We start from the raw sequence: 26,291 nt of genomic DNA on the forward strand, positions 1-26,291 counted from the left end.
CTGGTCCCGGCGCAGCCGTGGTGCTGCCGTGAGAGGAGGACCGTATCCCCCGTTCAGGAGGCACCTTCCGATGACCCGCCGCGCCCTCCTCGCCGCCTCCGCACTGCTCATGACGGCCACCGGGTGCGCCGCCCTCGGTCTGGAGCATCCGCCGACCGCCGCCCCCGCCGACCCGACCGTCCAGGCGTCCACGTCCAAGCCGGCCACGCCGACCGCCCCGTCCGGCCTCACCGACACCCAGGCGCAGGCGGCGCTGATCACCGACACCGACCTCGGCGCGCCCTGGACCCCGACCCAGGGGGCGGCGACCTGGCGGGACGAGCTGCTGAAGGCGACCACGTCCGTCGCCGAATGCCAGAAGCTGCTCGACGCCCTCTACACCGAGGAGCTGTACGGCGCCCCGGCCCGCGCGGTCGTCGGGCTCGACGATCCCGACGCCGCGGCCCAGCTGCGCTACCAGCTCACCGGCCGGCGTCCGGCCGACGTGGACCGGACGCTGGCCTGGCTCAGGTCGCTGCCGCAGAAGTGCGGCCAGTTCACTGCCACGGCGGGGAAGGACCTGGTCGAGGACGTGCGGGTGACCGACCTGCCGCTGCCGGAGGTGGGGGACGCCCGGCAGGGGCTGCGGGTGACGGTGACGCTCTGGGGGACCGCCGAGGACGACGCCGACGGGGATCCGACCGTCCTCGCGCTGGACGTGGCCGCCGTCCGGGCGGGCGAGGACGCGTTCGCCCTGACCAACGGCGGCCTGGGCGACGTACCGAACGAGGCGACGCAGGCGGCCGTGCAGCTGGGGGTGCGGCGACTGGCGGACATCCGGCAGCCCGGAGGGACGCGGGTCTGAGCCCCGTCCTGGAACAAGTCCACAAACGCGTGGGGGCGCGGCCACGACCTGACCGCCGAACGACGAGCCACGCCAACACCGGGCACGCCCGCCGATGGACGCGGAGTCACCTCGCCGCCGTTCAGTCCGGTTCGTCGAGGCGGGTGCGGCGGCCGACCACGTCCCGGCCCTCGTCGAGCACCGTGTTGCCGTGCGCGAAGGCATGGGCGCGCAGCCGGGCGAGCGCCTCGTCCGCGCTGACGCCGAGCTGCGCCATGACCATCCCGACGGCCTGGTAGACGACGTCGTGGTCGGTGGCGAGGCTGCTCAGCCAGGGCTCCTCGCCGGGCGGGCGCAGACCCTCCTCCTCCACGAGCGGCAGGGTCATGAGGGCCGCCATCAGGACGTCCGCGACGAACCGTGCCGTGCGTATCTCGTCCTCGGCCAGTTCCCCGGGGACGTCGCGGTACAGGTCGAGGGTGCCCACGCAGACCGAGCGGTCGCCGAGCGGCAGCGCGTACACCGCGCACACCCCCGCGGCGGCCGCCTGCTGGGCGAAGACCGGCCAGCGGGAGACGTCCCGGCCGGACGTCAGATCGGAGGCGAACACGGGCATGCCGGTCTCCGCGGCCCGCAGACAGGGCCCGTCGCCCAGGGTGGCCTGCACCTCCATCAGGTGCGCGGCCTGTTCACCGCTCGCGCTCAGCGGTACGGGCATCCCCTCGCCGGACAGCGACACGCCGGCCCCGCTCACCGGCAGCAGCCGCACCGCGGCGGCGCACAGCCGCTCCGGCACCTCACCGGGTTCGGCACCGCGCACCGCGTCGGCGATCACCTCCGCGATCCGCTCCCGCTCCCCGTAGCGCACGGCGACCACCTCCGCGAAACGGGCTGGATCCGACCTGCCTGCGAACGCCGGGTACCCTCCGGCCCCCGGGGGAACCAGCGCGTGGCCCACGGCTTCTCCACAGGTGCCGTCGTCACCCGTTTCCGGCCATGCTCGTACTGGTGTGCGAGTACCACCGGTCGGCGCGCACCGTACGGCGAAGGAGCGGCCGAAGGGTGCCCGCCCGCGGGCGGGGAGCTTCAGGTCCGCCATGGGGCCGGCCCCAGGTCCCGGCTCAGGACCTGCCCCGGCGGGCGACCGTCTTCTGCCACAGGGCCGTCGCCTCCTGGGCGACACCTGGTGCGGTGAGCAGCAGCGGGGTGTCGTACGGAGGGAGTTCGGGGAGCGCCACCGCTCCGGCCTCCGTGGCGATCAGCAGCGGCGGCAGGCCGTCCACCGGGTGGAACTCGCCGATCGCCGCGGCCGTCGCGCGGCCGGCCGCGACCTGGGCCAGGGACAGGGCGGTCGAGCCCATGACCCGTACCGTGCAGTGGCGGGCGGCGAGTTCGCGGAGCAGGTCGTCCATGCCTGGCCAGTGGGCGTGTGCGGCCCATTCCGTCAGGAACACATGGCCGGTCAGGGAGTCGTGGGCGGCCGCGCGGATCGGGCGGCCGTTCAGACGGGCACCGCCGCCCCGGGTCGCCGTGAAGATCTCGTGGCGCCAGGGGTCGGCCACCACACCCAGCAGGGGAGCGCCCTGCGGGGTCGCCAGCCCCAGGGAGAACGAGCACCAGCCGATACCGTGCGCGTAGTTCGTCGTACCGTCCACCGGGTCGATCAGCCAGTGCGGGGCGCCCGGTGTGCCCTCGTGGACGCCGTACTCCTCGCCCTCGATGCCGTACTCGGGGAACTCGCGGCGCAGGACGGCGCGGACGTGGGTCTCCACCGCCTCGTCCGTGTCGGTCACGATGTCGGCGGGGGTGGCCTTCTCGCGTACGTCGTGCACGTCGTCCGTGGCGCGCGGCCGGCGGATCCGTTCCGAGGCCCACTCGGCGAGTTCCGTCGCGATCGCCAGTTCCCGGTCCATCCGTCGACCACCACCGCTCGTCGTGTGCCGTCCGTGCCGGGGTGATCGTAGTGCGTCCGGGGCGCTACAGCGGGGGCTGGGCGGGGGCCGGGCCGAGGGTGGTGGTGCCCGGGGCCGTACGGTGACCGAGGCCCGTCCGGTAGGCGTCCAGCGCGGCCTCCACCCTCCCGGTACGCCGCAGCAGATCCCCCAGCAGCCGGCACAGGTCGGCCAGGTCACCCGCCGCACCCGCCCGCTCCAGCAGGCTCAGCGCCCGTACGTAGTGCTCCTCGGCCGTCTCCGTGTCCCGCGCGTCCTCGGCGATGATGCCGAGCAGCCGGTGGGCGGCGGCGGAGTGGACGGCGCCGCGCTCGGAGGAGAGGTTCCCGAGGACGCCGTGCAGGAGTGCGGCGGCCTCCTCCGACTTGCCCCTGCGGTGCAGTACGTCGGCCAGCTCGACGGCGGCCTGACTGCTGTACAGGGCGGCCCGCTGGGCGGAGAGCATCTCCGTGGCGAGCTTCAATTCCTCTTCCGCCCGCTCCAGTTGGCCGTTCTGGGCATAGACGTACCCGCGCATCCAGTGGCAGTTGGCGAGTTCGGTGCGCAGCTGGAGGTGGCGGTAGAGCTCGGCGGCCTTGGCGAGGGAGGTGTCGGCCTCGGCGAGGCGGCCCTCGGCGAGGAGGGTGCGGGCGACGGACCGGTGCATCCGGGCCACCAGCGCGGGGTCGGCGACCTGGGGCGCGAGGGCGAGGGCGAATTCGGCGGCCTGGGCGGCGCGGGCCTGGGCGCCCATGTCCATGTACGGGCCGATGACCGAGGCGTAGAGGAGCAGGAGCGCGTCGGGGTCGTGCAGTCCGCCCCGGTTGAGCTCGTCGAGGGTGGACTCCAACAGGTAGACGGCGTATCGAAGTTCACCGGCCAGGTAGTGGGCGACGGCGCGCCCGCGCAGCGCGGGGACCCGGACCGGGAGCGGCGCGTCGGCCAGGCGGCCCTCCGCCCGTTCGAAGTACAGCCGGGCCTTCTCCAGGTCTCCGGTGGAGATCTCGCACTCCCCGAGCCCGAGCAGCGCCGTGGCCTGCTCCTCGACGAGCCCGTGCTCCTCGGCCTCGGTGAGCAGTACGGCGTACAGGGCGGCCGCCTCGTGCGCCTCGCCGGTGGCGAGGGCCCGCTGGGCCTCGGTCAGCCGGAGCCGCAGGCCGGTCACCAGGCGTGCCGAACGCCCGGTCGCGAGCTCCTGGAAGTCCACGCCGAGCCGTTCGGCGATGTGCCGGAGTGCCTCGTCGGAGGGCCGCACCCGGCCGGCCTCCAGCGTGGACACATAGGCGGGTGTGTACACGGGCTCCGCCAACTGCCGCTGCGTCAGCCCCTTCTCGACCCGCAATCGCTGCACCCGCCGCCCTATGACCTCGGGCTCGTCCCTTTCTCCCACGCCTTGCTCCCCCCAACTTCCCCTGTGCCCCTTGCCGTTGGACTATCGCAGGCCCTAGGTTAAACGGCGAATTAAACCTGCTTAATACATGAGTGTCGTGAGCCGTAGTTCGCCGATGTTGTGAGGTTGCCGTGCCCGGACCCACATCCGCCCATCACGGACGCCGTTACGCCCGCGCCCTCGCCGCCGCCGTCCTGGCGGCCGCGACCCTGATCACCGCGGCGAACGCGATCCCGGCCAGAGCGACGTCCACCACCCCGCCCACACCGGCGACCCAGCAGCGGGCGGAGGAGCGTTAGGCCTGCGGAAGGCCCCGCCCCCGTCGGCGGCCACTTCACACCGTGAGCCGTTCGTCAGTGCGATGACCTACGGCGTTCACCGGAACAGGGCCGGTCCGGCGGCTCAGGCCTGAAGCTGCAACTGCCGCAGCTGCCGCTGCACATGGTCCAGCGCACCCTGCCGTCGCCCCGGCACCCGGCTTCGCAACTCCGCGAGCGCGGGCCCCAGTTCACGGGCCCGCACCACGTCGGCTATCCGCCCCCACTGGTGGTGGGCCCGGTCCACGGCCGCTTCCACCGCGGGTGCGTCGACCGCCTGCCCGGCGGCCAGCCGCGCCGCGGCCACCGCCATCCAGGTACGGCAACTCCGCTCGGCGTCCCCCGCGAACATCGCCAGATCGGCCCGCACCTCGGCCCAGTGCAGAGCCTCCTCCGACCCGCCCCCGTGCGAGGCGGCGGCGGCCTGCTCCAGCCGCGCGGCAAGAGCGTCGGCGTCGGCGTGCCGCCCGGCTTGGACGGCGGTGGAGATGGCGGTGTGGGGGTCGGTCACCCCGGTGGCCGGGGTGGTCTTTCCCACGCCCTGTCCGGCACGTCCCAGTCCGTCCGGCGTTTGAGGACGAGGCCCGTTCAGGGCGGAAAGCGGGGGCCTCGGGGCGGCAGCCCCCGGCGGGGTCGAAGCGGCCGAGCCCCTGGGGACGGGAAGGGCGGGGGCGGCGGGGGCGAAACCCACTGCGGCGACCCCGCCCAGCACCAGATCCCCCACTTCCCCCTCCCCCGCGATCCGCCCCAACGCCATCTGATGCAACTGCTCGATCTCCGGCCGGCCCCCACTCCGCAAAACGGTGGCCACGGCCTTCATATACGTGGGCGCGGCCACCGTCCGCCGCCCGGGAGGCGGCGCCACCCGCCCGTACACACCCACCGTCGGCCCGCACTCCAGCGCATGCCCCCGCAACCACCCCCACGCCTCCGCGTCGGCGTGCAGATCGACGACCACCGTCGTCGTCCCGGCCGCCCGCAACCGCAGCTCCTCCCGGAACCAGTGCCAGGGAAACCCGGTGTACCGCACGGTCGACGGCGTGGTCCGCGCGAGCGCGAGATGCGGCAGGTGCTGGCGCCGGTCCAGCTGCAGCTGCCCGGTGACGAACACGGTCAGCGGCCCGCCCGCCGCCGCGGCGGCCCGCAGCCGGGTCAGCACGGCCTGCGGCTCCAGCGGATCCGCCAACTCCACGACGTTCGCGGTGTCGGTTCCGGCCAGTACGGCGGGCGGCACGGCCGCGAGCACGGGGAGGACGGACGCCGCGTCCACCAGACACCCCTTGCCCACGGGCGAGGCCGCGAGCAGCAGCACGGTTCCGGGCATGGTCCCTCCCCCTGTCGATCAGTACCTCAGCACGGTAACCGCTGCTGCTGCGAAGGTCTGCCTCAGACCTGCAAACGTCCCCGTACGAGGCCTTCGTCGCCCCCGGCGCCCTCAGTACGCGACGGACATCCGGCTGCGCGGATGGGCGTCCTGCTCCAGTTCGTCGACGAACGCGACGGCGAAGTCCTCGGCGCTGATCCGGCTGTGCCCCTCGGCGTCGGTGAGCAGCTCGTCCCCGCCGAGCCGGAAGCGGCCGGTGCGCTCGCCGGGGGCGATCTCGGAGGCCGGGGAGACGACCGTCCAGTCCAGGTCGTCCACGGTGCGGTAGAAGGCGAGGGCGGCGCGGTGGGCGTCGGCCTCCGGCAGGTAGGCCTCCGGGAAACCGGGCTGGTCGGCGATGGCCTGCCCGGGCGCGACCTCCAGGCCGCCCGCCCCGCCGACGATCACGAGCCGCCCGACGCCCGCCTCCCGGGCACCGTCCACGAGCCCCTTGTTCAGGGTGAGGAACGGCTCGCGCGGGTCCGTGCCGTCCCTCGGCGGCACGCACGCGGAGGCGATCGCGTCGGCGCCCCTCGCCAGGCCCGCCACCTTGGCCGCGTCGGCCGCGTCGGCGGCGGTGGCCGCCACCCCGGGGAGCGGCGACTGACCCGACCGGCTGACCGCCAGCAGCAGATGGCCGCGCTCCGAGGCCTCCGTGGCGATACGGGTGCCGACCATGCCGGTGGCGCCGAAGAGGACGAGCTTCATACGACCGCGTTGACCGTGCTGACCCTGCTCCATGAGGTCAGCGAAACACGGGGCGGGACCGGCCGCATCCGGGCCCGACCGCCGGGTACTCGGCGCATACGACTTGCCACCGCCCGGGCCGAGGTGTGCTCCGGAAGGCGGGGCGAGGAGAGAGAGGAGCACTCTCATGGCTCACGCGGCACCCGTACCCGCACGGCGGACCCGGACCCGACCGGCCAGGACGCCCGATGTCTTCAGCGAACGGACCCACCGGATCGCGCGGATCGCGGTCCCCGTCACCCTCGGACTCGTCTACGGCTACTGGGTCGCGGCCAACAGCCGCGCCGGGGGCCCCATCACCGGCTGGAACGTCCTGCTCGGTTTCGCGAGCGCCCTCGTGTTCGCCGCCCTGTGGATGGGCGTGGCCGCGCTGGCCCCGCGGATGCCCCGCGAAGTGCACGCCCTGCTGTGGACGGCGTTCGCGGGCTGCGCGTTCGGCTTCGCGTACAGCCAGACCGACAAGACCGTCCTGCGTTCGACGGCCATGGCCCTGGTGATCGCGGCGACCGTCTTCGTCACGCTGTTCTACCGCTACTACACGCACGAGGACGCGCAGGGCCACCGCATCCGCTAGGGCGTGTGGTGAAAGTAGCGTCGTCCGCCCGGAGGGCGGGCCCGGCGGTGCCTGGTGCGTGCGATCGCAAGGCGGAGGGTCGCCCCGACAACGCAGCGAGCGTGCGTGCCAGGCACCGCCGGGCAGGCGGGACTTTCACAACACGCCCTAGGTACCCGGTACGCACATGGGCCCCGGCGTTGTGCGCCGGGGCCCATGCGTTCCCTCATCCCTCCACTCACCGGCCGGCCGGGATCCACTCCCAGCCACCCGACGAGGTTTCTGACGTTCCGGTGGCGCTGAAGCTCCAGGAGCCCGAGAAGCTGAACGAGCCGGAGCCCGAGACGCTGAAGGAACTGCTGGTGAAGGGGTCGTTCCAGTTGGCCCAGTCCCCGTTCTTCCACTGCGGGCACGGGTCGGCGCAGGCCGGGACCCGGGCGCCCCGGGTGTCCACGAAGGCCGCGCTCGCCCAGCCCTGGGCGCCGAGGAGCCAGTACCAGTCCGGGTTGCCGTTGACGCTCTGTCCCCTGACCCTGCACTGCACCTGGTCGTGACTGCCGGGCGCGAGCGAGGCGACGACGGCGGAGTGGGTGGTGGGCTGCTGTCGCACCTGCAGGTCGGTGCGCGAGACGACGGTGCCCCGGATCGGACTGTCGCCACCGGCGGCCTGCGGGGCCGCCGCCGCCGGGGTGCCGGTCGTCGCCACGGCGAGGGTGCCACCGGTGAGCAGGGCCGCGGCCAGAGTCCGCTGGGTCAAGGTGGTGCGCATGATCGGCCTCCTTCTCCCCAGAACCAGGAAACACCCGTTCGGTTGATCCCTCCACTGGAGCAACACCGGACCCAGTAATCCCAGGGGCACCCGTCCGGGCGTAGTCCGCTCGCGCTCGCCGCACCCGTCCCGTTGCCTGGAGGCGTGTCCCGAAGCCTGCGGACCGCCCTCTCGGCCGTCCTGATCGCCCTGTCCTGCCTCCTCGTGCCGTTCGGCACGCTCGCGGCCTGGGCGGCGTACGGCCTCACCGACACCCGCAGCTACGTCACCACGATGGCGCCGCTCGCCTCCGATCCCGCCGTACGGGACGCCGTGGCGGACACCGTGGGTGACGGTGTGGCCCGCGAGGCCGGGATGAGCCCGCTGTTCATGCGGGACGCGGTCCGCTCGTTCACCTCGACCCGCGCCTACCGCACCGCGTGGGACGCGGGCAACGAGGCCGCCCACACGGCGGTGATGCGAGCGCTGAACGACGAGCGCGCCGACCGTGACAACGGCCCCGTGACAGTGGACCTGGCAACGGTCACCACCCCCCTCAAACACCAAATGGCCCTCGACCACGTCCCGTTCGCCGAACGCATCCCGATCGAACACACCCGGGTCGCCCTGCTCCCGCCCGACGACCTGGCCACCCTCCGGAAGGGCTACCACGTGCTCGACGTAGCCGGTTTCTGGCTGCCGCTGGCAGCCGTGTTCTTCGCGGCCGGCGGCATCGCCGTCGCGGCCTGCCGCCGCCGCGCCATCACGGCGACCGCCCTCGGCACCGCCCTCGGCGGCGCCTTCCTCGGCCTCGCCGTCGCCATCGGCCGCCACCTCACCCTCACCGACCTCCCCGACCCGACCCACCGCCCGGCCGCCGCCGCGGTCTACGACGCCCTCACCACCACCCTGCGCACCGCGGCCTGGCTCCTCCTCGGCGCCGGCCTGACGGTGGCGGCGGTGACCTGGCTCACCGGGTACGTCAGGACGACCCGCCCGCAGCGACACCGGCAAGGGTCCGCGGCGCCCGCGCCCATTCCCCCGCCGGAGCCGACCCGAGCCCAAGTCTGACCGCGTCCGGTGGCCACCGGACGTGGCCGACCGGAGCGGGATCAGCCGCCCCGAAGCCCGAAACTCCGTGGCCGGCAAGCCGCGTTCACCCCTACGTTCGCTCCATGACCAGGAAGACGACCACCCTGTGGCGCCCCACCGGACCCGAGGAGCTGGCGCTCGTGGAGGCCTCCGGATGGGTGGCGTGGCCGCCTCGGTTGCCCGAGCAGCCGATCTTCTATCCGGTGCTGAACGAGGACTACGCCGTGCGGATCGCGCGGGACTGGAACGTGCCCGCCTCCGGGGTCGGGTACGTGACGCGGTTCGAGGTGGAGACGGAGTTCCTCGAGCGGTATCCGGTGCGCCGGGCCGGGGGAGAGACCATCCTGGAGCTGTGGGTACCGGCGGAGGAGCTCGATGAGTTCAACGCGCACATCGTCGGGCGTATCGAGGTCGTCCGGGAGTTCCGCTGACTCCTCGCGCCTGAGGCGGTGGGCGCGGCCGGCCGCTGTCCGGGCGGCGGGGGTGCTGCTGGCCGGCGTGAGCGTGGTCGTCGGGTGCCGGGCGGCGGACGTCGACGCGGTCACCCCCGTGCCGCAGGTGCTGGCGTTCCTGCCGTGGCTGCTGGTGCCCGCAGGGGGTGCGGTGGTGCTCGCGATCCTGGCCCGGTGGTGGCCGGGGGTGCTCTGGGGGGTGGTGGCCGGCGGGCTGCTCGCCTGGTTCCTCCAGCCGTACGGGGAGGGGGAGGAACCCGAAGGGGCCGCCGTCGCGAAGGTGCGGGTGCTGACGTCCAATGTCGAGTTCGGGTGGGCGACCGCCGCGCTGATCGAGGTCGTGCGGCGGGAGAGGCCGGACCTCGTGTTCGTGGAGGAGTGCGAGTACGCCTGTCAGTCGACGACGCGGCGGGAGCTGGCCGAGGAGTATCCGTATCGGCAGGCCGTGGCAGGGGACACCTCCGTCGGGTCCGTCATCCTGAGCAGGTTCCCGCTCACGGCCGCCGAGGGCGTTCCCGGCGAGATGGGGATGCCGGGAGCCGTCGCCGACGTGGACGGGCATGCCGTACGGGTCCAGCTGGCGCATCCCAAGCCACCGTTGCCGGGCCAGGTGAACCTGTGGAAGCGGGAGTCGGGGCGGCTGCGGGACTTCGCCGACCGGTACCGCGACAACGGTCCTGTCGTCCTCGCGGGGGACTTCAACGCCTCCCAGGACCACGCCGTCTTCCGCCGCGTCCTCGACACCGGGCTGCGCGACGCGGCGCGTCTCGCCGGCGAGAGCCGGGAGCCGAGCTGGCCGAGCCGGACCACCCCCGTCTTCGGCGCGCAGATCGACCATGTGCTCGTGTCGAAGGAGTTCTCGGCGAGCCGCGCCCGCTTCCTCCACCTCGACGGCACCGACCACCGGGCCCTGGTCGTGGATCTCACGCTCCACCGGGAGCAGGAGCCACGGCGCTCATAATGAGCGCATGTCCCGCGAGTTCCCCGTCGGCCTCACGCCTCCCGACTGGCTGGTGCGGAACCTTCAGCCCCAGCAGGCCCCCGCCAACCGGCCCGCCATGGCCCGCGCCGCCGTCGCGATGACCCTCCCGCTGCTGATCGGCCTGGCGGCGGGGCAGCCGACGTACGGGGCGCTCGCGTCGATGGGCGCGCTGTCCGGGGTCATCGGCGACACCGCCGACGCGTACCGCATGCGGATCCTCAACATCGCGATCCCTCAGCTGTTCGGGGCCGTCGGGATCACCCTCGGCAGCGCCGTGTACGGGCAGGGGTGGCAGGCGGTCGCCGCCGTCACCGGCGTGGCGCTGGTCTCCGGGATGATCTCGACGATCGGGGCGGTGGCCTCGGTGTCGGGGCTGCTGCTCCTGCTCAACTCGGTCGTGGGCGCGGGGCTGCCCATGCCGGGCCCCTGGTGGCTGGCGCCCGTGCTGATGTCCGGCGGCGGACTGCTCGTGCTCCTGCTCGCCCTGCTGGCCTGGCCGCTGCGCTCCGGGGTGCCGGAACGCACGGCGGTCGCGGCCACCTACCGTACGGTCGCCGACCTGCTGGCGGCCTGCGGGAGTGAGGTGCCCGGCGCGTACGAGGACGCCCGCCACACCGTCACCCAGTCCCTGAACCAGTCCTACGACCTCGTCCTCGCCCGCCGCGCCCGCCACCACGGCCGCAGCCCCGAGCTGACCCGGCTGCTCGCCCAGCTGAACGCCATCACGCCGGTGGTGGAGTCGGCCCCCGCGGCCCATCTGTACGGCAAGCCGCTGCCGACGGAGATCCCCGCTGCCGCACGTCATCTGGCGCGCGCGGTGGACACCGGCTTCACCGGGCCGATCGACCTGCGGCTGCCCACCCCCGGCTCGGAGACCGGCCGGGCCGTCGACCACGCCCTGCGGCACGCCGCCGAGGTCGTGAGCGCACCCGACATCGACCCGCGCGGCACGGACGACGACCGCCTCGGCCGCCCGGCCCACCTCGGCGTCCGCGCCGCCCGGGCCGCCCGCAACGTCGCCCTGTCCGCCGCCTCCTGGCGCTACGGCCTGCGCCTCGCCCTGTGCATCGGCCTCGCGCAGGTCCTCGTGTCGACCGTCCCGGTGCCGCGCTCGTACTGGGTGGCGCTGACCATCACCTTCGTCCTGAAGCCCGACTTCGGCTCGGTGTTCTCCCGGGCACTGATGCGGGCGCTCGGCACGGTCGCCGGCCTGGTGGTGGCGGCCGCGGTCCTCTCCCAGGTCCCGCGCGGCTGGTGGGACGTACCGGTGATGCTCGTCCTCGCCCCGCTGATCCCGGCCCTCACCCCGCGCGGCTACGGCTACCAGACGGCGGCGATCACCCCGGTGATCCTGCTCCTGTCGGACATCCTCAACCACCAGGGCACCGGGCTGCTGCTGCCCCGTCTGGTGGACTCGCTGATCGGCTGCGGCATCGCGCTGGTCGCGGGCTATCTGCTCTGGCCGGAGAGCTGGCACACCAGGGTCGGCGACAAGCTGGCCGACGCGGTCGCCGACACGGCCCGGTACGTGGACGCGGCCTTCGGCCCGGACGTCGACCCCGCCGCCCGCGCCCGGATGCGCCGCCGCCTCTACCGCGATCTCTCCGTCGTCCGTACGGAGTTCCAGCGCGCGCTGACCGAGCCGCCGCCCACCGGACGCCGGGCCGCGGCCTGGTGGCCGCTCGTCGTGGCCGTGGAACGGATCGTGGACGCGACGACGGCGGCCCGGGTCCGCGTCAAGCACGGAGCCGAACCGCCGTCGCAGCCGGAGGTCGCCCGTGTCACGCTGCAGCTCCGGGAGTTGGCCGAGGGTCTGCGGGACACGGAGGTCCTCTATCCGGTCCGTACGGACCTCACCGGCCCCTCGGGCAGCGTCCTGGAGCCGTTGCGCCAGGAGGTGGCCGCGGCCAGGGCGATCACCTCGCCGCAGCCGGCCTGATCAGGCGCCGATGTCGCGGCCGTCCGCGCGCCACACGGCCACGACCGCCGGGCGGACGATCTTCCCCGGCCCGTCGGGCCAGGTGCTGGCCGGCTTCTCCACGGACGCCCCGTCGATCTCCCCCGGATGCTGTACGGCGACCAGCACCCGCCGGTCCTGGACGACGGGCCCGCAGGTCTCGGCGCCGGTCGGCACGGTCAGGAACTGCTTCAGCTCACCGCGCCGCGGGCCACGGGTGGCCACCCCGAAGAGGCCGTCGTGGGAGCCGAGCTGGTTGCCGTCGGTGGAGATCCACAGGTTGCCGTACGGGTCGAAGGCCACGTTGTCCGGGCAGGAGATGGGGCTGACCTCGTCCTTGGGGAACCCGGCGAAGTACGTGGCGGGGTCCTCCGGGTCACCGGCGACGAGGAACAGCGACCAGGCGAAGGAGGTGCTCTCCGGCCGGTCGCGGCGCTCGGTCAGCTCCAGGATGTGCCCGTGCTTGTTGGCGTTGCGCGGATTGGCCTCGTCGGCCTTGGCGTTCGTACCTACGCCGCGGTTGGAGTTGTTGGTGAGGGCGACGTACACCTTGCCGGTGACGGGCGACGGCTGGATGTCCTCGGGCCGGTCCATCTTGGTGGCGCCGACCTTGTCGCCCGCGAGCCGGGTGAAGACGAAGACCTCCTCCGCGCTCATCCCCTCGACGTGCGAGACGGCGCCCCTTGCGGTGGCCGTGGCCAGCGGGATCCACTCCCCGCTCCCGTCGAACTCGCCGTCGGCGGGCAGCTTGCCGGTGCCGTCGATCTCGATGGCGGGGGAGTCGCCGGTGAGGCGGGCGACATACAGGGTGCCCTCGTCGAGCAGCGACAGGTTGTGCTCGCGGACGGCCCTGCCCGACCCCTTCTTCATGCGCTTGCTGCCGACGAACTTGTAGAAGTAGTCGAAGCGCTCGTCGTCACCGGAGTAGACGACGGGACGGCCGTCCTCGGTCAGCCGGACCGTCGCGGCCTCGTGCTTGAAGCGGCCGAGGGCGGTGTGCTTGCGGGGCGTGGAGGTCGGGTCGTACGGGTCGAACTCGACGACGTACCCGAACCGGTGCACCTCGTTGGGCTCCTGTGCGACGTCGAAGCGCTTGTCGAACCGCTCCCACTTGCGCTCCGTGGCGCCTGTCCCGATGCCGTACCGCTTGTCCGTCGCCCGGCTGCTGTTGGCGAAGTACTGGTTGAAGTTCTCTTCACCGTGGAGGGTCGTGCCCCAGGGGGTCGTGCCGCCCGAGCAGTTGTTGAGGGTGCCGAGGACCTTGCGGCCGGTCGGGTCGACGGAGGTCTTCAGCAGGTCCGACCCGGCGGCGGGCCCGGTGAGCCGGAACTCGGTGGTGGCGGTGACACGCCGGTTGAGGGGGTGCCGGGGCACGGCGGTGAGCGCCCCGGTCCGACGGTCCTCCTCGACGACCACGGCGGCGAGCCCATGAGCCGCCCAGGCGACCTCCACCTGCTGCCGGGTCGGGTTGGCGGGGTCGTACCCCCGGAACATGAGGATTTCGTCGGTGTACTCGTGGTTGGCGACGAGGATCTGGCGGCGGTGCTCGCCCGGGAGGGGGAGGAGGGCTAGGAAGTCGTTGTTGTAACCGAACTGCCCGGCCTGTGCCGCCGCCGTCTGGTTCTCCGGGTCGAAGGCGGGGGCGCCGCGCAGGATGGGCTCGCCCCAGCGGACGACGACGTTCTGCCGGTAGCCGTCGGGGACGGTGACGGCGTCGGCGGTGTTCGGCGGGACGGGGGTGAAACGGAGGCCGCGGGCGCCGGCGGAGCATTTCTCCTTCCGCGCCGTCCCCTGGGTCGCGGCGGCCGGCAGCGCGGCGGTGGCCCCCGCCGCGCCCGCCACGGTCACGACGGCGGCTGCCCGCATCATGCTCCGCCGGCTCAGGGCGCCGGCGATGACGTCACCGACGTACTCGTTGTCGCTGGTGTTGGGCACCTCGTGGAAGCAGGCGTCACCGCACCGGAAACGACAGGTCATGGCGGAACGTCCGCCCGGGTGGGACTGGGACGGCGTTCCGATCAGCGGCAGCAGCTTGCGCACCTTTACACTCCCCTTGCGTTCCCTTGGTGTGAACGTGACGGTAGGGGTACGTATGTGCGCGGGCGCGGCGGCGGAGTGAACGGCGAGTGAATCCCCGGCAGCCACAAGGCTCTTGAGGCGGCCGGCGGAAAGTCGCCACGTCGGCCGGGAGGCGGTGTTGACACGCCTCTGGTCCCCTTACTCACCCCTGCCCAAGATCGCCACTTCGGGCCGCTAACCTTACGTGTCCGTCCTGGCCAGGGATTGACGGGCTCGAACTCACGCGAAGGGTTGCGCGCATGGGCATTCTCACTCGCCTTCGGAACGCATTCGGCCGCTCACGCAAGGAGCGCACCGCCGAGGCAGAGGGTGCGGAACAGGTTCCTTCGCAGGAACCGGCTCCTTCGCAGGAGGAGCGGCGGGATCACGAACGTCCCGCCGAGCCCGCCCCGGAGCCGACGCCGCCCTCCCCCACGGCCCAGATCCCCGAGCCCCGCCCGGCGCCCCCCGGGGACAACGAACACGAACTCGTCTCGGCCGCCTTCGACAACGTGACGGTCCCCAGGCCGACCCGGTCGGAGGAGACGGGGGCGACCGCGGACGCGGACTCGGACTCGGTTACCGATTCGGGTGCGGACACGGACGCCGACTCGGTCACGGATTCGGGTGTGGACGCCGACTCGGTCACGGATTCGGGTGCGGACGCCGATTCGGGGCCGGTGGCGGAGGGCGAGGCCCGGGCCGAGGTGGCTGAGCCGACTGCGGTGGAGGAAGCCGCGCCGGAGGCGGAGCCGGCTGTCGCGGAAGAGGCGGCGGCTGAGAACGAGCCCGAGGTGGAGCCGGTGGCTGAGAACGAGCCCGAGGCTGCGGTGGAGCCGGCGGCCGAGGCGGAGCCCGAGGCCGAGGCTGCGGACCAGGAGCCGGTGACCGAGGCGGCGGCGGAAGCGGAGTCGGCCGACCCCGAGCCCGCTCCGGAGGCCGAACCCCTGGCGGAGGAGGCCAAGCCGGAAACGGCGGCCGAGACCGTGACAGAGCCGGAGGCCGAGGCTGAGGCCGAGGCTGAGCCCGCTGCCGCCGAGGTGGCCGCGGACGAGCCGGAGGCGCCCGCGGAGACCCCCGCGGAGCCGGAGGAGACCCCCGCGGAAGCGACCACCGAGGCTGAGCCCGCTGCCGCCGAGGTGGCCGCGGACGAGCCGGAGGCGGACGCCGAGGCCGGCACTCCGGCCGAGCCGGAGCCCGAGCCCGAGGCCGTCACGGCCACCGAGGCCCCGGCCGACGAGCCGGAGACCGCTCCGGAGGCCGAGCCCGTCGCAGTCGCCGAAGCCCCCGAGGAGGAGCCGCAGGCCGAGGCCGAGCCGGCCGCGGAAGCCCCCGCGACGGAGGAGGCCGAGGCCGAGGCCGCGGTGCCCGTGGCCGCCGCGGACGCCGACGGCGAGGCCGAGGAGCGCGTCCAGGCCGACGCCCCCCACCTGGTCACCGCCTACCGCACCGCCGGCGTCGCCCTGGAGAAGGCGGGCCTGACCGGTACGAAGGCGTCCGTGTACCTGGTACTCGACCGCTCCGCGTCCATGCGGCCGTACTACAAGGACGGTTCCGCCCAGGCCCTCGCCGACCAGACCCTCGCCCTCGCGGCCCACCTGGACCCCGAGGCCAAGGTCCACGTCGTCTTCTTCTCGACGGAACTGGACGGCACCGCCGACCTGACCCTCACCGACCCCGAGGACAGGATCGACGAGCTGCACGCCGGCCTCGGCCGCATGGGCCGTACCAGCTACCACGCCGCGGTCGAAGCCGTCGTGAACCACCACGGCACGTCCACGTCGCCCGCCCTCGTCGTCTTCCAGACCGACGGCGCCCCCGACGCCAAGACCCCCGCCACCCAGTCCCTCACCGAGGCCGGGAAGAACCACCCCTCCGTGTTCTTCTCCTTCGTCGCCTTCGGTGAGCACGACAACAAGGCCTTCGACTACCTCCGCAAGCTGAAGACCGCCAACACGGCCTTCTTCCACGCGGGCCCCACCCCCCGCGAGCTCACGGACCAGGAGCTCTACGAGGGCGTCCTGGCCGACTGGCGGCCGTAACCCAAGGTAATCGAACCGGCACAGGGCCGCCCGCTTCCCACCCCGAAAAACGGGAGGCGGGCGGCCCACCCATCTCGGCTACGATTTTCAGGACCCCAAGACTCGCAAAACCGACCGACCTGGGAGCAGCCCCCGATGGCTCGACACCTCATCACCAGCGCCCTTCCGTACATCAACGGAATCAAGCACCTGGGCAACATGGTGGGGTCCATGCTCCCGGCGGACGTGTACTCCCGCTACCTCCGGCAGCGCGGCCACGACGTCCTCTACATCTGCGCGACGGACGAGCACGGCACCCCCGCCGAGCTGGCCGCGAAGGAGCAGGGCATCCCCGTCGCGGACTTCTGCGCGCAGGCGCACGACGCGCAGAAGGCGGTCTACGACGGCTTCGCACTCGCCTTCGACTACTTCGGCCGGAGCTCCAGCCCCCAGAACGTCGAGATCACCCAGCACTTCGCCCGCCGCCTCAACGAGAACGGCTTCATCGAGGAGCGGGCGATCCGCCAGGTGTACTCCCCCGCCGACGGCCGTTTCCTCCCGGACCGCTATGTCGAGGGCACCTGCCCCCACTGCGGCTACGACAAGGCCCGCGGCGACCAGTGCGAGAACTGCACCCGCGTCCTCGATCCGACGGACCTCATCAACCCCCGCTCGGCGATCTCCGGCTCCACGGACCTCGAGGTCCGTGAGACCAAGCACCTCTTCCTCCTCCAGTCCAAGCTGCAGCACGAGGTCGAGGAGTGGGTCTCCCGCCACGAGGACGACTGGCCGCAGCTGGCCTCCTCCATCGCCCGCAAGTGGCTGAACGAGGGCCTGCACGACCGCGCCATCACCCGCGACCTGGACTGGGGCGTCCCCGTCCCGTCCGACACCTGGCCGGAGCTTGCCGCCGAGGGCAAGGTCTTCTACGTCTGGTTCGACGCGCCGATCGAGTACATCGGCGCGACGAAGGAGTGGTCGGACCTCGCCCCGGAGAACCGGGACTGGAAGTCCTGGTGGTACGAGGCCGACGACACCGTCCGCTACACCGAGTTCATGGCCAAGGACAACGTGCCCTTCCACACGGTGATGTTCCCGGCCACCGAGCTCGGCGTGCGCGAGCCGTGGAAGAAGGTCGACTACGTCAAGGCCTTCAACTGGCTGACGTACTACGGCGGGAAGTTCTCGACCTCGCAGAAGCGGGGCGTCTTCACCGACCAGGCCCTCGACATCCTCCCGGCCGACTACTGGCGTTACTTCCTCATCGCCAACGCGCCCGAGTCCGACGACTCCTCCTTCACCTGGGAGCACTTCACGGCCACGGTGAACAAGGACCTCGCCGACACCCTCGGCAACTTCGTCAACCGTGTCCTGTCCTTCTCCAAGAAGCGCTTCGGCGAGGAGGTCCCGGGGGGCAGCGAGCCCGGGGAGGCTGAGGCCAGGCTCGGCGAGCAGATCGCGGAACTGCTGGCCGAGTACGAGGCGCAGATGGAGTCGCTCCAGTTCCGCAAGGCGGCCGCCGCCCTGCGCGCCCTGTGGTCCGCGGGCAACTCCTACCTGGAGGAGAAGGCCCCCTGGCTGGAGATCAAGACGGACAAGGACGGCGCGGCCCTCACCCTGCGTACGGCGATGAACCTGATCCACCTGTACGCGGTGGTGTCGGAGCCCTTCATCCCGACGACGGCGAAGACCATGCGCGAGGCCTTCGCCCTGACCACCGACACGGCGACCTGGATCACGGCGGACGAGGCGAAGGCCCTCGCCTCCGTCCCCGCGGGCACCCCCTTCACCGTTCCGCCGGTCCTCTTCGCCAAGCTGACGGACGACGACCTGGCCGCATACAAGGAGCGCTTCGGCGGCGAGCCGGCCGCGTAAGGGACGTACGCACGAAGTGGGGCCCGGGATTCCGTATCCCGGGCCCCACCCGTTTCTCGCCAAGCCTTATGGTTTCCGCCATGGCAGTCCCCGACGTCATTCCGATCGGCTACGCACCGAGGCACCGCACGGAGTCCATCGGCCGGTACGCGCACGGTCAGTTCCTCGCGTCGGTCACGTACGCCTTCCCCGAGGGCTTCCGGCTCGACGAGGGCTGGGAGGAGCACAAACGCCTCTACACGGTGCTGCACACCTTCGACGCCGACGGCCACTACCGCGATTCGGACATCTGGTGCGCCGGCACCTGGGCCCAGCAGACGCGCAACCCGCACGGCGAGGACTCGATCCTCACCCAGGCCCGCATCCGCCTGGCCCACCTGCTGCGCAGCCTCCCGGGCCGCTCCTACACGGACATCGCCATCCGCCCCTTCCGGGTCACCTTCGAAGGTGTCCTGTTCGGCCTGGTGCTCCGGGAGGACGAGGACGGCCCCTGGGCCGAGCTCTACCCGGACCGCCTCGGCTTCGCCGAACCCTGGGACGGCACGTACGACACCTGACCCGGCCGCGGCAGCCCGCCCGGCAGCCAGGCACCCGCCGAGGTGGGACGCGAGGGCCGGGGGCTCGTGGTCTCCCGGCCCTCGCGTGTCTTGTGTGCTACTTGAGCAGGCACGCGCCCGTCGTCGTGGCCAGCGAGGCCGGCAGGTTCTTCGCCGAGGACTCCAGGCCCGCCGTCAGGGTCGGGGTCCAGTTGACCGTGGTCTTCAGGTCCTTGGAGGAGGCGGCGTTGTAGGCGGCGACGAGGTCGGTCGCCGTGCCGTTGACGAGGTTGCCGGAGCCCTTGACCGCGCCGGTGCCGTCGCCGCTGAGGAGCTTGGCGACCTTCACGCTCGACGGGACCTTCCAGTAGTTGTTCTCGGCGACGACCTGGGCCTTGGCGCGGGAGTTGATGCTGTACTGCACCGCGTAGCCGTTGAGGGCCGTGACGTCGTAGTAGTTGTTGTAGATGTGCACCTGGCCGACCCGGGTGAGCGGGGCGCGCTGGACGATGCCCTTCCAGATGTTGTGGTGGATCGAGACGCGCAGCTTGCCGGAGGGCTCGCTGTCGCTGCTGCCGATCAGCATGGTCTTGTCGTGGTTGGTGAACTGGTTGCGGGAGACGGTCACCAGGTCGGAGCTCTTGGTGATGTCGAGTTCGCCGTCGTGGATCTGGTACTCACGGCCGAAGTACTTGGGGTTGGCGCTGTCGAAGTGCGCCGCGTCGGTGAACGTGTTGTGGTCGGCCCACACATGGGTGGCGCCGCGCAGGGTGACCGAGTCGTAGTTGGAGTTCCAGTTGCCGTCGTCGCCGTCGGTCGGGTCCCACTGCGGGAAGCAGTCCTCGGTGGCGGCGAAGGTCAGGTTGCGGACGATGACGTTGTCCACGTTCTGGATCTGGAGCATGCCGCCGGAGATGCCGGCGTTGCTGCCCGGCACGCCCACGAGGGTGGTGTTGGCGGGCACCTTGAAGACGATGTTCTTCGCCTGCTTGGTCTGGGCGGCGGCGCGGGCCTTCTCCTGGGTGCCGGAGGGCAGCTTGGAGGTGCCGTAGGTGGCGGGGTCGTACGCCTTCAGGTACGCCGACAGGCTGTACCCCGTGCCCGACGAGTAGTCGGCGCAGGTCAGCTTCTTGCCCGAGTCGTCGGTGTTGGCGTCGATGGTGCCCTTGACCTTGATGATCCGGGGGGTGGTGTCGGTGGCCGAGCCCAGCGCCTTCACGAGCTGGGCGCGGGTGGAGACGGTGAAGGTGTGGGCGGCGTCGGCCTTGGTGCCACCGGTCGTACCCGTGCCGGAGGAGGCCCAGCCGTCCTTCGCGGCGAGCGTCTGGTGGTACAGGTCCACGGCCCCGGCGTTCGCGTTCATCACGACGACACCGGCGCCGACGCCGGCCGCGACCACGGCGGCGGAGACGACGAGGGTGCGGCGGGTGCGGAGGGACCGGCGGTGGGAGGGAGCTGCCACGGGGGATCCTTACGGGGAGGAACGGGCTTACGACCTGTCAGTGGGCGCCGGACTGTGAAGAGTTGCCGCGTCCCGAGAATTTTTTTCGCCACCGTCTCCGTCCCACGATCAAACGCCTTCACGATTTCCTCACCAGCCGCTTAGGGTGCCCGTCGGGGGGCGCACGCCCCTACGGGGAGGGGAATCCATTCATATGGGCAGATCTGCCATGTCGCCGCGCCGTCGTGCCGCGGCCACCGCACTCGTCACCGTCTCGCTCGTCCTGGCGGGCACCGCGCTCCCGGCCGCTCCGGCCGCCGCGGCGACCGTACTGCCGCCGTGGACGAGCCCGGTGACGCTCCACACCTACAAGTCCGAGCTCCAGGACGTCGTCGTCACCAAGGACGGCACCACCGTGGCCGTCTGGACCCAGAACAACACCGGCTACCTCTACTCGGCCACGCGTCCCGCGAACAGCAACACCTGGAGCAAGCAGGTCGCGGTCGCGGACGTCGTCGGCGAGGCGCGTCTCGCGGCACGCCCGGACGGATCGGTCGCGGCGCTGTGGACCACCACCTCGCACGTCGCCTCCGCCACCCTGGGCGCCGACCGGTCCGCCTGGTCGCAGCCCGCGGTGATCTCCACGAACGAGAGCACGGCGTTCGAGTACCCCGACCTCGCCGTGGGGCCCGGCGGAACGCTCGCCGCCGTGTGGACCCAGCGCGTGTGGAGGTCCGGCAGGAGCGAGGCGTACGCCGCCACCCTCGTCGGGGAGGGCAGCTGGTCCACACCGGCGCAGGTCAGCAACGCGGCCACCTACGCGGGTGTCGGCTACGGGACCGTCGGGAAGCCGCAGATCGCCTACGACGGGCAGGGCGGACTCGTCGTCTCGTACTGGATGAATGTGAACACCCTGTCCTACCGGGTGATGACGAACGCCAAGCCGGCCGACGCCACCGCCTGGCCGACCCCGCAGGAGATCACCGCTTCCAGGGAGCTGCCCACCCTGGCCTCCGCCCCGGACGGCTCGGTCCGTCTGGTGTACCAGGACATGAACGGCACCTTCCAGACCATGCGGCGCCCCGACGCGGCCACCGCGTGGAGCGAGCCGCAGACCGCCGCCACCGCCGTCGGCGATCCCGGCGACGTTCCGGAGCCGCTGGTCGGCCCCGACGGCGACATCACCCTCGTCTGGTTCGACCGGGCCACGGGCGCCGAGAACGTGAAGACCACCACGTACGACAGCTCCACCGGCGCGTGGTCGGCGCCGAAGATCCTGTCCCACGGGGTCGTGCAGCCCTCCTCCGACGCCTCCGTCGCCCCGGACGGCTCGGTCCATGTGCTGTGGCCGGAGCTCGACGCCGACCAGCAGACCACCTCCCTCTGGGAGGCCACCCTGGCCGACGGCGAGTGGACGTCCGCCCGCCGGGTGGGCGGGGGCAAGTCGGTGCGCGGCGAGATCGTGGCGGACGCCGCCGGCAGCGCCACCGCGGTGTGGGGGCCGGCGTCCGGCGTCTCGGCCGACACGGAGGTGTTCGCCTCCCGCACCGCCTGGCCCGCCCTCACGGTGACGGACAGGACGGTCCCGGCCGTCGTGCCGCTCAAGGGCACCACCTCCTCCAGCGCCGCCTGGAAGCCGGCCTGGACGACGAACTCCGCCGTCGCCTCCTGGACGCTCACCCTCACGGACACCGCGGGCAGGACCGTGCGCACCCTGAGCGGCGCCGCCCCCGCGACCGGCTCCACGACCCTCGCCCCGGTCTGGAACGGCCGCACCACCACCGGCGCGATCGCCGTCAACGGCCGGCTCACCTGGACGCTGAAGGCCGTCCAGTGGGGATCCGGCACCTCGTCGACGCTCGGGACCGGCACCGTGACGGTGACCGGCGGCAGCCCGGCCTTCCGTGACTTCGGCGGCCACGAGGTCACCCCGGACGGCCTCGGCGACCTGCTTCACCTGGACTCCACGGGCCGGATCGAGTGGGCCCTCGGCGACGGCACCGGCCAGCTCGAGACGGGTGCGGCGGCCACGGGCTGGCCGACGAGCATCAAGGCGGTGCCCTTCGGCGACCTGAACGGCGACCGCTGCAACGACGTCCTCGTCCGCGTCGGCGACGCCCTGCGCGCGTACCGGCCGGCCTGCGGGACCGCGCCGAAGCCGTCGACGACGTACAAGACGATCTCCACGACGGGCTGGAAGCAGTACGACGTCCTCACCTACCCCGGTGACGTCACCAAGGACGGCCGCCCCGACCTGATCGCCCGCAACGCCTCGACCGGAGCGGTGTACCTCTACAAGGGCACGAGCACCGCCGGCCTGTCGGCGCGCGTGAAGCTGTACGACAACTGGAAGACGTACAAGCAGGTCGTGGGCGCCGGGGACCTCAACGGCGACGGCATCGGCGACCTGGTCGCCCAGGACAAGGCGAACAACCTGTACCGGTACTACGGCAAGGGCGACGGCACCTTCTCCGCACGGGCCAAGATCTTCGCCGTCTGGGGCTCCTCGTACAACGCGGTCGTCGGCGTCGGCGACATCAACCGCGACGGCAAGGCCGACCTGCTGGCGCGCGACACCGCGGGCAACCTCTACCGCCAGCTGGGCAACGGCAAGGGGTCCTACGGCAGCCGCGTCAAGATCGGCGGTGGCTACAGCCGCTACAAGGCGCTCTTCTGACGGTCACCGGTCAGGCCCGGACGGGGCGGGGCCGTGGGTCAGCCACGGTCCCCGCCCGGTCCGCCGCCGAACCCGCCGCCCTCCGGCGCCTCCCCGGCCGTGACCGTCGCGATCTTCTCCGCCGAGCCGAGCGTGCCGGCCTTCGCGGCGAGGCCGCCCGTGCCGTCGGCGGCCGGCGCCGTGCCGCCGGAGTAGATCCGGTACTCCTCGCCGGACTCGATCGCGGAGGAGGAGTAGACGACGCTCTGGATCTGCTTGGCCGTGACATAGGTGGCGACGACCTCGCCGTCGGCGTCGACCACGTGCAGGGTCGTGCCGGCGGGGACGGAGGAGTCGAGGGTCGCCGACAGCCAGCCCTGCCCGGACTCCTCGTCGGGTGCGACGGCCATGCCCGCGCTGCCCGCCGCGAGCAGCGTGCCGCCGCCGACGGTGAAACCTCCGTTGACGTCGAGAGCGCCGTTGCCGCCCTGCTGAGGGCCGTTGACGACGATCGTGCCGCCGGTGATCTCGGCGGTGCCGTTGGAGTCCAGACCGTCGCCCTCGGCGTCGACGAGCAGGGTGCCGCCGGTGACGGTCAGCTTGTAGTCGCCGACGCTCTCTCCACCGCCACCGCCCCTGCCCTGCTGCGAGCTCCCGGTGCCGCCGGAGGCGTTGACGCCGTCGTCGCTGGAGACGATCGACACCGAGCCGCCGCCGACGACGATGTCGAAGCCCTCCAGGCCCTCCTGCGCCTTCGTGACCTTCACCGTGCCCTTGTCGACGACGAGGTCCCCTTCCGCGTGCACCCCGTCGCCCCCGCTCGCGGCGGTCACCGTGGCCCCGGCGAAGTGGACGGCGCCGTCGCTGTGCACGGCGTCGTCGGAGGCGTCGACCGCGACCGTGCCGCCCTCCAGCACACCGATGACCCCGGCCTTCAGTCCCTTCGCGGACACCTCGTCGGAAGGCTGGGTGCCGCTCCCGCCCCCGCTGCCGACGGTCAGCCGCCCGCCCGTGACGACGAGGTCGGTCGCCGCGTCGACACCGTCGCCCTCGGCGGTGACGTCGACCGCACCGCCCGCGAGGGACACGTACCCGGAGTCCGCGTCCTCCTCGTTGTCGGCCTTGAGTCCGTCGCCACCGGCCGTGACGGTGACCTCGCCGTCCTGGACGACCAGATAGTCCTTGCCCCGGATGCCGTCGTCGGCGGCGGTGACGTTCACCGTCCCGGAGGCGATGACCAGCCCGTCCTTGCTCGCGATCCCGTCGTTGCCGTTCCCCTTCACGGTGAGCGAGCCGGCGCCCCCGACGGTCAGGTCACCGGCGCTGAAGAGCGCCGCGTTCACGTCCCCCGCGTCGGCGGAGGAGTCGGTGTACGAGTCCGCGTCGGAGAGGGTGTTCGTACTGCCGTCGGCGAGGACGACGACGAGCTCGTCCACGGCGGTGGCCGCGACGGCCGCACCCGAGGAGCTGGAGATCCGCGCCCCGTCGAGGACGAGCTTCACGTCCGTGTCGGGCGCGTCGACGACGACCTGTCCGTCGGTGAGCGTGCCGCCGATCCGGTAGGTGCCGCCGGAGGTGATGGTCACGGTCGCCCCGTCGGCCTCGGCCCCCTTCCCGTCCACGGACGCCGAGTCGCCGTCCAGCTCGATGGTCACGGCGTCGGAGGTGTCCTCATCCGTGTCGGCGTCATGGGCCTTCTTGTCGGCGGCGAGGACGGTGGCGGCGCTCTGGGCGCCCTCCACGGCGGAACCGGAACCGGCCGACTCCGAGCCGCCGGCCGTCTCCTCCGAGCTGTCCGAGGAGCATCCGGCCAGCGCCGCCGAGGCCAGGGCGATGGAGGTGAGGGCGGCGGCCAGCTTCCGCCGTACCGTTCTTCCGATGCTCATGCGGGGCTCCCGTCGAGTGCGGTGGGGACGTGGCGGCGCAGGACCGGCAGCCAGCGGTGGGCGGGGAGTTCGGGGCGCAGGGCGGCGAGGCCGGTGCCGTACTTGGAGACCGTGCAGGGCCGGTGGCCCAGCGACCACAGCAGCCGGTCGGCCCCGGACCCGGCCCGTCCGGCCTTCGTCTCGACGACGGCCCGATCGGGGACGCCCAGCGCCCGGGAGCCGTCGGGCAGGGCCCAGACCAGACCGGTGTCGACGGTCAGCCGGCTGCCGTCGGCGGGCAGGAGCAGGGTCGTACGGCGGTACGTCGTCGTCAGCGCCGGCCCGAAGCGGAAGCCGCGGGAGTCGATGCGGGCGGAGGCGAGGACGCCGTCGACGAAGGCGCGGGCGCCGGTGCCGAGAAGGCGGCCGTCACCGTCGTACGGGATCCGCCGCTTGACCGTGGTCCCGCGCGGCCCTCGCGTCTTGACCTCCAGGAAGTCGAGCCCCGAGTCGAGATAGCTGCGCACCCGCACCTTGAAGCGTCGCCGACGGCCGCGGGCGGCACCCAGGTAGGCGTCGAGCCGCGGGGTGTCGTAGTAGAGGGACCGGTAGCCGAAGGCCCGTTCCCCGTCGATCTCCAGGACGCGTACGTCCGTGTCGAGGCCGCCGAGCAGGAAGGGCAGGTCGGCGAGCGGCAGGACGTACTTGCGGTCCAGGCGGGTCAACAGCTCGGCACGGGCGACGAGTTCGTCGAGGCCGACGGGACGCAGGGCGCCGACGGCCGTGCCGAGGGAGTCGAGCGCGGTCACGCCGGGACCCCGCTCCGCGGCGCCGGCACCTCGGTGCCGACCACGTACCGGACCTCGACCTGGGTGGTGTCGTTGACGAGGTCGACGCCCTTGACCGACAGGTTCACCACCCGCCCGCCGAGCAGCACTTCGAGGTGGGCGCGCAGGGCGGCCTCGTCGGTGTGCGCCGTGTCCAGGCGGAGGCTGCGGGTGCGGTGCCGGGCGTAGAGGCGGGGGTGGTCGGCGACGTAGAGCGTGCCGACGAGCAGGGCCGTCAGGGCGACGGGCAGGACGGACGTCTCCTCGGGGATGCCGTTGAGCAGGCCGATCGCGAGGGCCGCGAAGTAGTAGGCGATCTCGTGCTGCGCGATCTCGTACGACCGCAGCCGGATGATCGACAACACCCCGAACAGGCCCATCCCGAGCCCGATTCCCACGGCCGCCTGACTCAGCGTCATCGCCACGGCGAGCACCCCGACGTTGATCCCGAGGAACGCGGTGACCAGGTCCCTGCGGTGGTGGCGGGGGAAGTAGACGGCGAAGGCCAGGACGGAGATGGCGGCCAGGTCCGTGACGGCGAGGAGCGGTTGGGTGCCCATGGCACGACGATCGGGGCACCGTCTGTGAACCGCCTTTGGTCTCCCTTAAGCGACGTTGAGAAGTACGGGGAAAGAACGGGGATCCCCCCGGCAAAGG

22 protein-coding genes are annotated in these 26,291 nt (G+C 72.5%); 11 read left to right on the top strand and 11 right to left on the bottom strand.

Features of this window, described 5'->3' with window-relative positions; translation table 11 throughout:
• The first annotated feature begins 70 nt into the window (after window positions 1–70).
• Entirely contained in the window at window positions 71–844 is a 774-nt protein-coding gene (locus ACIBVL_RS12335; protein WP_399096148.1) for a hypothetical protein, read from the top strand.
• A gap of 121 nt (window positions 845–965) precedes the next feature.
• Here the strand turns inward: ACIBVL_RS12335 and ACIBVL_RS12340 are convergent, their stop codons facing one another.
• The 3 genes from ACIBVL_RS12340 to ACIBVL_RS12350 all read right to left on the bottom strand — a co-directional run bounded on the left by ACIBVL_RS12340 (window position 966) and on the right by ACIBVL_RS12350 (window position 4,144).
• The gene (locus tag ACIBVL_RS12340) at window positions 966–1,691 is read right to left on the bottom strand and encodes a GAF and ANTAR domain-containing protein (protein WP_399096151.1); all 726 of its coding nucleotides are present in this window, start codon (window positions 1,689–1,691) and stop codon (window positions 966–968) included.
• Between the two features lie 253 nt (window positions 1,692–1,944).
• Entirely contained in the window at window positions 1,945–2,736 is a 792-nt protein-coding gene (locus ACIBVL_RS12345) for an inositol monophosphatase family protein (RefSeq protein WP_399096154.1), read from the bottom strand.
• A 64-nt stretch (window positions 2,737–2,800) separates the two neighbouring features.
• Complete coding sequence (locus tag ACIBVL_RS12350; RefSeq protein ID WP_399096157.1) at window positions 2,801–4,144, bottom strand: helix-turn-helix domain-containing protein; 1,344 nt, start codon at window positions 4,142–4,144, stop codon at window positions 2,801–2,803.
• Between the two features lie 131 nt (window positions 4,145–4,275).
• On the opposite strand from ACIBVL_RS12350, the gene ACIBVL_RS12355 reads away from it, so the two are divergent.
• Window positions 4,276–4,443, top strand: a complete 168-nt coding sequence (locus ACIBVL_RS12355; protein ID WP_399096160.1) for a hypothetical protein — start codon at window positions 4,276–4,278, stop codon at window positions 4,441–4,443.
• Between the two features lie 103 nt (window positions 4,444–4,546).
• On the opposite strand, the gene ACIBVL_RS12360 is transcribed toward ACIBVL_RS12355, so the two are convergent.
• Both ACIBVL_RS12360 and ACIBVL_RS12365 read right to left on the bottom strand, forming a co-directional pair.
• Window positions 4,547–5,785: a hypothetical protein gene (locus ACIBVL_RS12360; protein WP_399096163.1), complete on the bottom strand. Its 1,239-nt coding sequence runs from the start codon at window positions 5,783–5,785 to the stop codon at window positions 4,547–4,549.
• A 111-nt stretch (window positions 5,786–5,896) separates the two neighbouring features.
• A complete protein-coding gene (locus ACIBVL_RS12365; RefSeq protein WP_399097201.1) occupies window positions 5,897–6,532 on the bottom strand; it encodes an NAD(P)-dependent oxidoreductase in 636 nt (211 codons plus the stop codon).
• A 166-nt stretch (window positions 6,533–6,698) separates the two neighbouring features.
• Between ACIBVL_RS12365 and ACIBVL_RS12370 the strand changes: the two genes are divergently transcribed.
• Window positions 6,699–7,145 carry a hypothetical protein gene (locus tag ACIBVL_RS12370; RefSeq protein ID WP_399096166.1) on the top strand — a complete coding sequence of 149 codons (447 nt, stop codon included), beginning with the start codon at window positions 6,699–6,701 and terminating at the stop codon, window positions 7,143–7,145.
• A 217-nt stretch (window positions 7,146–7,362) separates the two neighbouring features.
• Here the strand turns inward: ACIBVL_RS12370 and ACIBVL_RS12375 are convergent, their stop codons facing one another.
• Window positions 7,363–7,893, bottom strand: a complete 531-nt coding sequence (locus tag ACIBVL_RS12375) for an SH3 domain-containing protein (RefSeq protein ID WP_399096168.1) — start codon at window positions 7,891–7,893, stop codon at window positions 7,363–7,365.
• Between the two features lie 144 nt (window positions 7,894–8,037).
• Here ACIBVL_RS12375 and ACIBVL_RS12380 point away from each other — a divergent pair, with 144 nt between their 5' ends.
• From ACIBVL_RS12380 to ACIBVL_RS12395, 4 genes are all read left to right on the top strand, one after another.
• Entirely contained in the window at window positions 8,038–8,943 is a 906-nt protein-coding gene (locus ACIBVL_RS12380) for a hypothetical protein (protein ID WP_399096171.1), read from the top strand.
• A 104-nt stretch (window positions 8,944–9,047) separates the two neighbouring features.
• Window positions 9,048–9,395: a hypothetical protein gene (locus tag ACIBVL_RS12385; RefSeq protein WP_399096174.1), complete on the top strand. Its 348-nt coding sequence runs from the start codon at window positions 9,048–9,050 to the stop codon at window positions 9,393–9,395.
• Window positions 9,340–10,377, top strand: a complete 1,038-nt coding sequence (locus tag ACIBVL_RS12390; protein ID WP_399096177.1) for an endonuclease/exonuclease/phosphatase family protein — start codon at window positions 9,340–9,342, stop codon at window positions 10,375–10,377. The genes ACIBVL_RS12385 and ACIBVL_RS12390 overlap by 56 nt, the downstream gene beginning before the upstream one ends.
• Window positions 10,378–10,384: 7 nt before the next feature.
• A complete protein-coding gene (locus ACIBVL_RS12395) occupies window positions 10,385–12,337 on the top strand; it encodes an FUSC family protein (protein ID WP_399096180.1) in 1,953 nt (650 codons plus the stop codon).
• On the opposite strand, the gene ACIBVL_RS12400 is transcribed toward ACIBVL_RS12395, so the two are convergent.
• Window positions 12,338–14,395 carry a PhoX family protein gene (locus ACIBVL_RS12400; protein WP_399096183.1) on the bottom strand — a complete coding sequence of 686 codons (2,058 nt, stop codon included), beginning with the start codon at window positions 14,393–14,395 and terminating at the stop codon, window positions 12,338–12,340.
• 278 nt (window positions 14,396–14,673) lie between these two features.
• On the opposite strand from ACIBVL_RS12400, the gene ACIBVL_RS12405 reads away from it, so the two are divergent.
• The 3 genes from ACIBVL_RS12405 (at window position 14,674) to ACIBVL_RS12415 (ending at window position 18,866) form a co-directional block, all read left to right on the top strand.
• On the top strand, window positions 14,674–16,455 hold the full coding sequence (locus tag ACIBVL_RS12405) for a VWA domain-containing protein (RefSeq protein ID WP_399096186.1): 1,782 nt from the start codon (window positions 14,674–14,676) through the stop codon (window positions 16,453–16,455).
• A gap of 135 nt (window positions 16,456–16,590) precedes the next feature.
• Window positions 16,591–18,309 carry a methionine--tRNA ligase gene (metG, locus tag ACIBVL_RS12410; protein WP_399096189.1) on the top strand — a complete coding sequence of 573 codons (1,719 nt, stop codon included), beginning with the start codon at window positions 16,591–16,593 and terminating at the stop codon, window positions 18,307–18,309.
• A gap of 80 nt (window positions 18,310–18,389) precedes the next feature.
• Entirely contained in the window at window positions 18,390–18,866 is a 477-nt protein-coding gene (locus ACIBVL_RS12415) for a hypothetical protein (RefSeq protein ID WP_399096192.1), read from the top strand.
• Window positions 18,867–18,963: 97 nt separating this feature from the next.
• Here ACIBVL_RS12415 and ACIBVL_RS12420 read toward each other — a convergent pair whose 3' ends face one another.
• Entirely contained in the window at window positions 18,964–20,307 is a 1,344-nt protein-coding gene (locus ACIBVL_RS12420) for a polysaccharide lyase family 1 protein (protein WP_399096195.1), read from the bottom strand.
• A 193-nt stretch (window positions 20,308–20,500) separates the two neighbouring features.
• Between ACIBVL_RS12420 and ACIBVL_RS12425 the strand changes: the two genes are divergently transcribed.
• Window positions 20,501–22,963, top strand: a complete 2,463-nt coding sequence (locus tag ACIBVL_RS12425; protein WP_399096198.1) for an FG-GAP-like repeat-containing protein — start codon at window positions 20,501–20,503, stop codon at window positions 22,961–22,963.
• 38 nt (window positions 22,964–23,001) lie between these two features.
• Here the strand turns inward: ACIBVL_RS12425 and ACIBVL_RS12430 are convergent, their stop codons facing one another.
• From ACIBVL_RS12430 to ACIBVL_RS12440, 3 genes are read right to left on the bottom strand one after another with little or no spacing between them, the layout of a single operon-like run.
• Complete coding sequence (locus ACIBVL_RS12430; protein ID WP_399096201.1) at window positions 23,002–24,828, bottom strand: carbohydrate-binding domain-containing protein; 1,827 nt, start codon at window positions 24,826–24,828, stop codon at window positions 23,002–23,004.
• A complete protein-coding gene (locus ACIBVL_RS12435; RefSeq protein WP_399096204.1) occupies window positions 24,825–25,616 on the bottom strand; it encodes a VTC domain-containing protein in 792 nt (263 codons plus the stop codon). The genes ACIBVL_RS12430 and ACIBVL_RS12435 overlap by 4 nt, the downstream gene beginning before the upstream one ends.
• Entirely contained in the window at window positions 25,613–26,194 is a 582-nt protein-coding gene (locus ACIBVL_RS12440) for a DUF4956 domain-containing protein (protein WP_399096207.1), read from the bottom strand. The genes ACIBVL_RS12435 and ACIBVL_RS12440 overlap by 4 nt, the downstream gene beginning before the upstream one ends.
• Between the last annotated feature and the right edge of the window lie 97 nt (window positions 26,195–26,291).

This window comes from Streptomyces sp. NPDC049687, assembly GCF_044465285.1.
Lineage (GTDB): Bacteria > Actinomycetota > Actinomycetes > Streptomycetales > Streptomycetaceae > Streptomyces.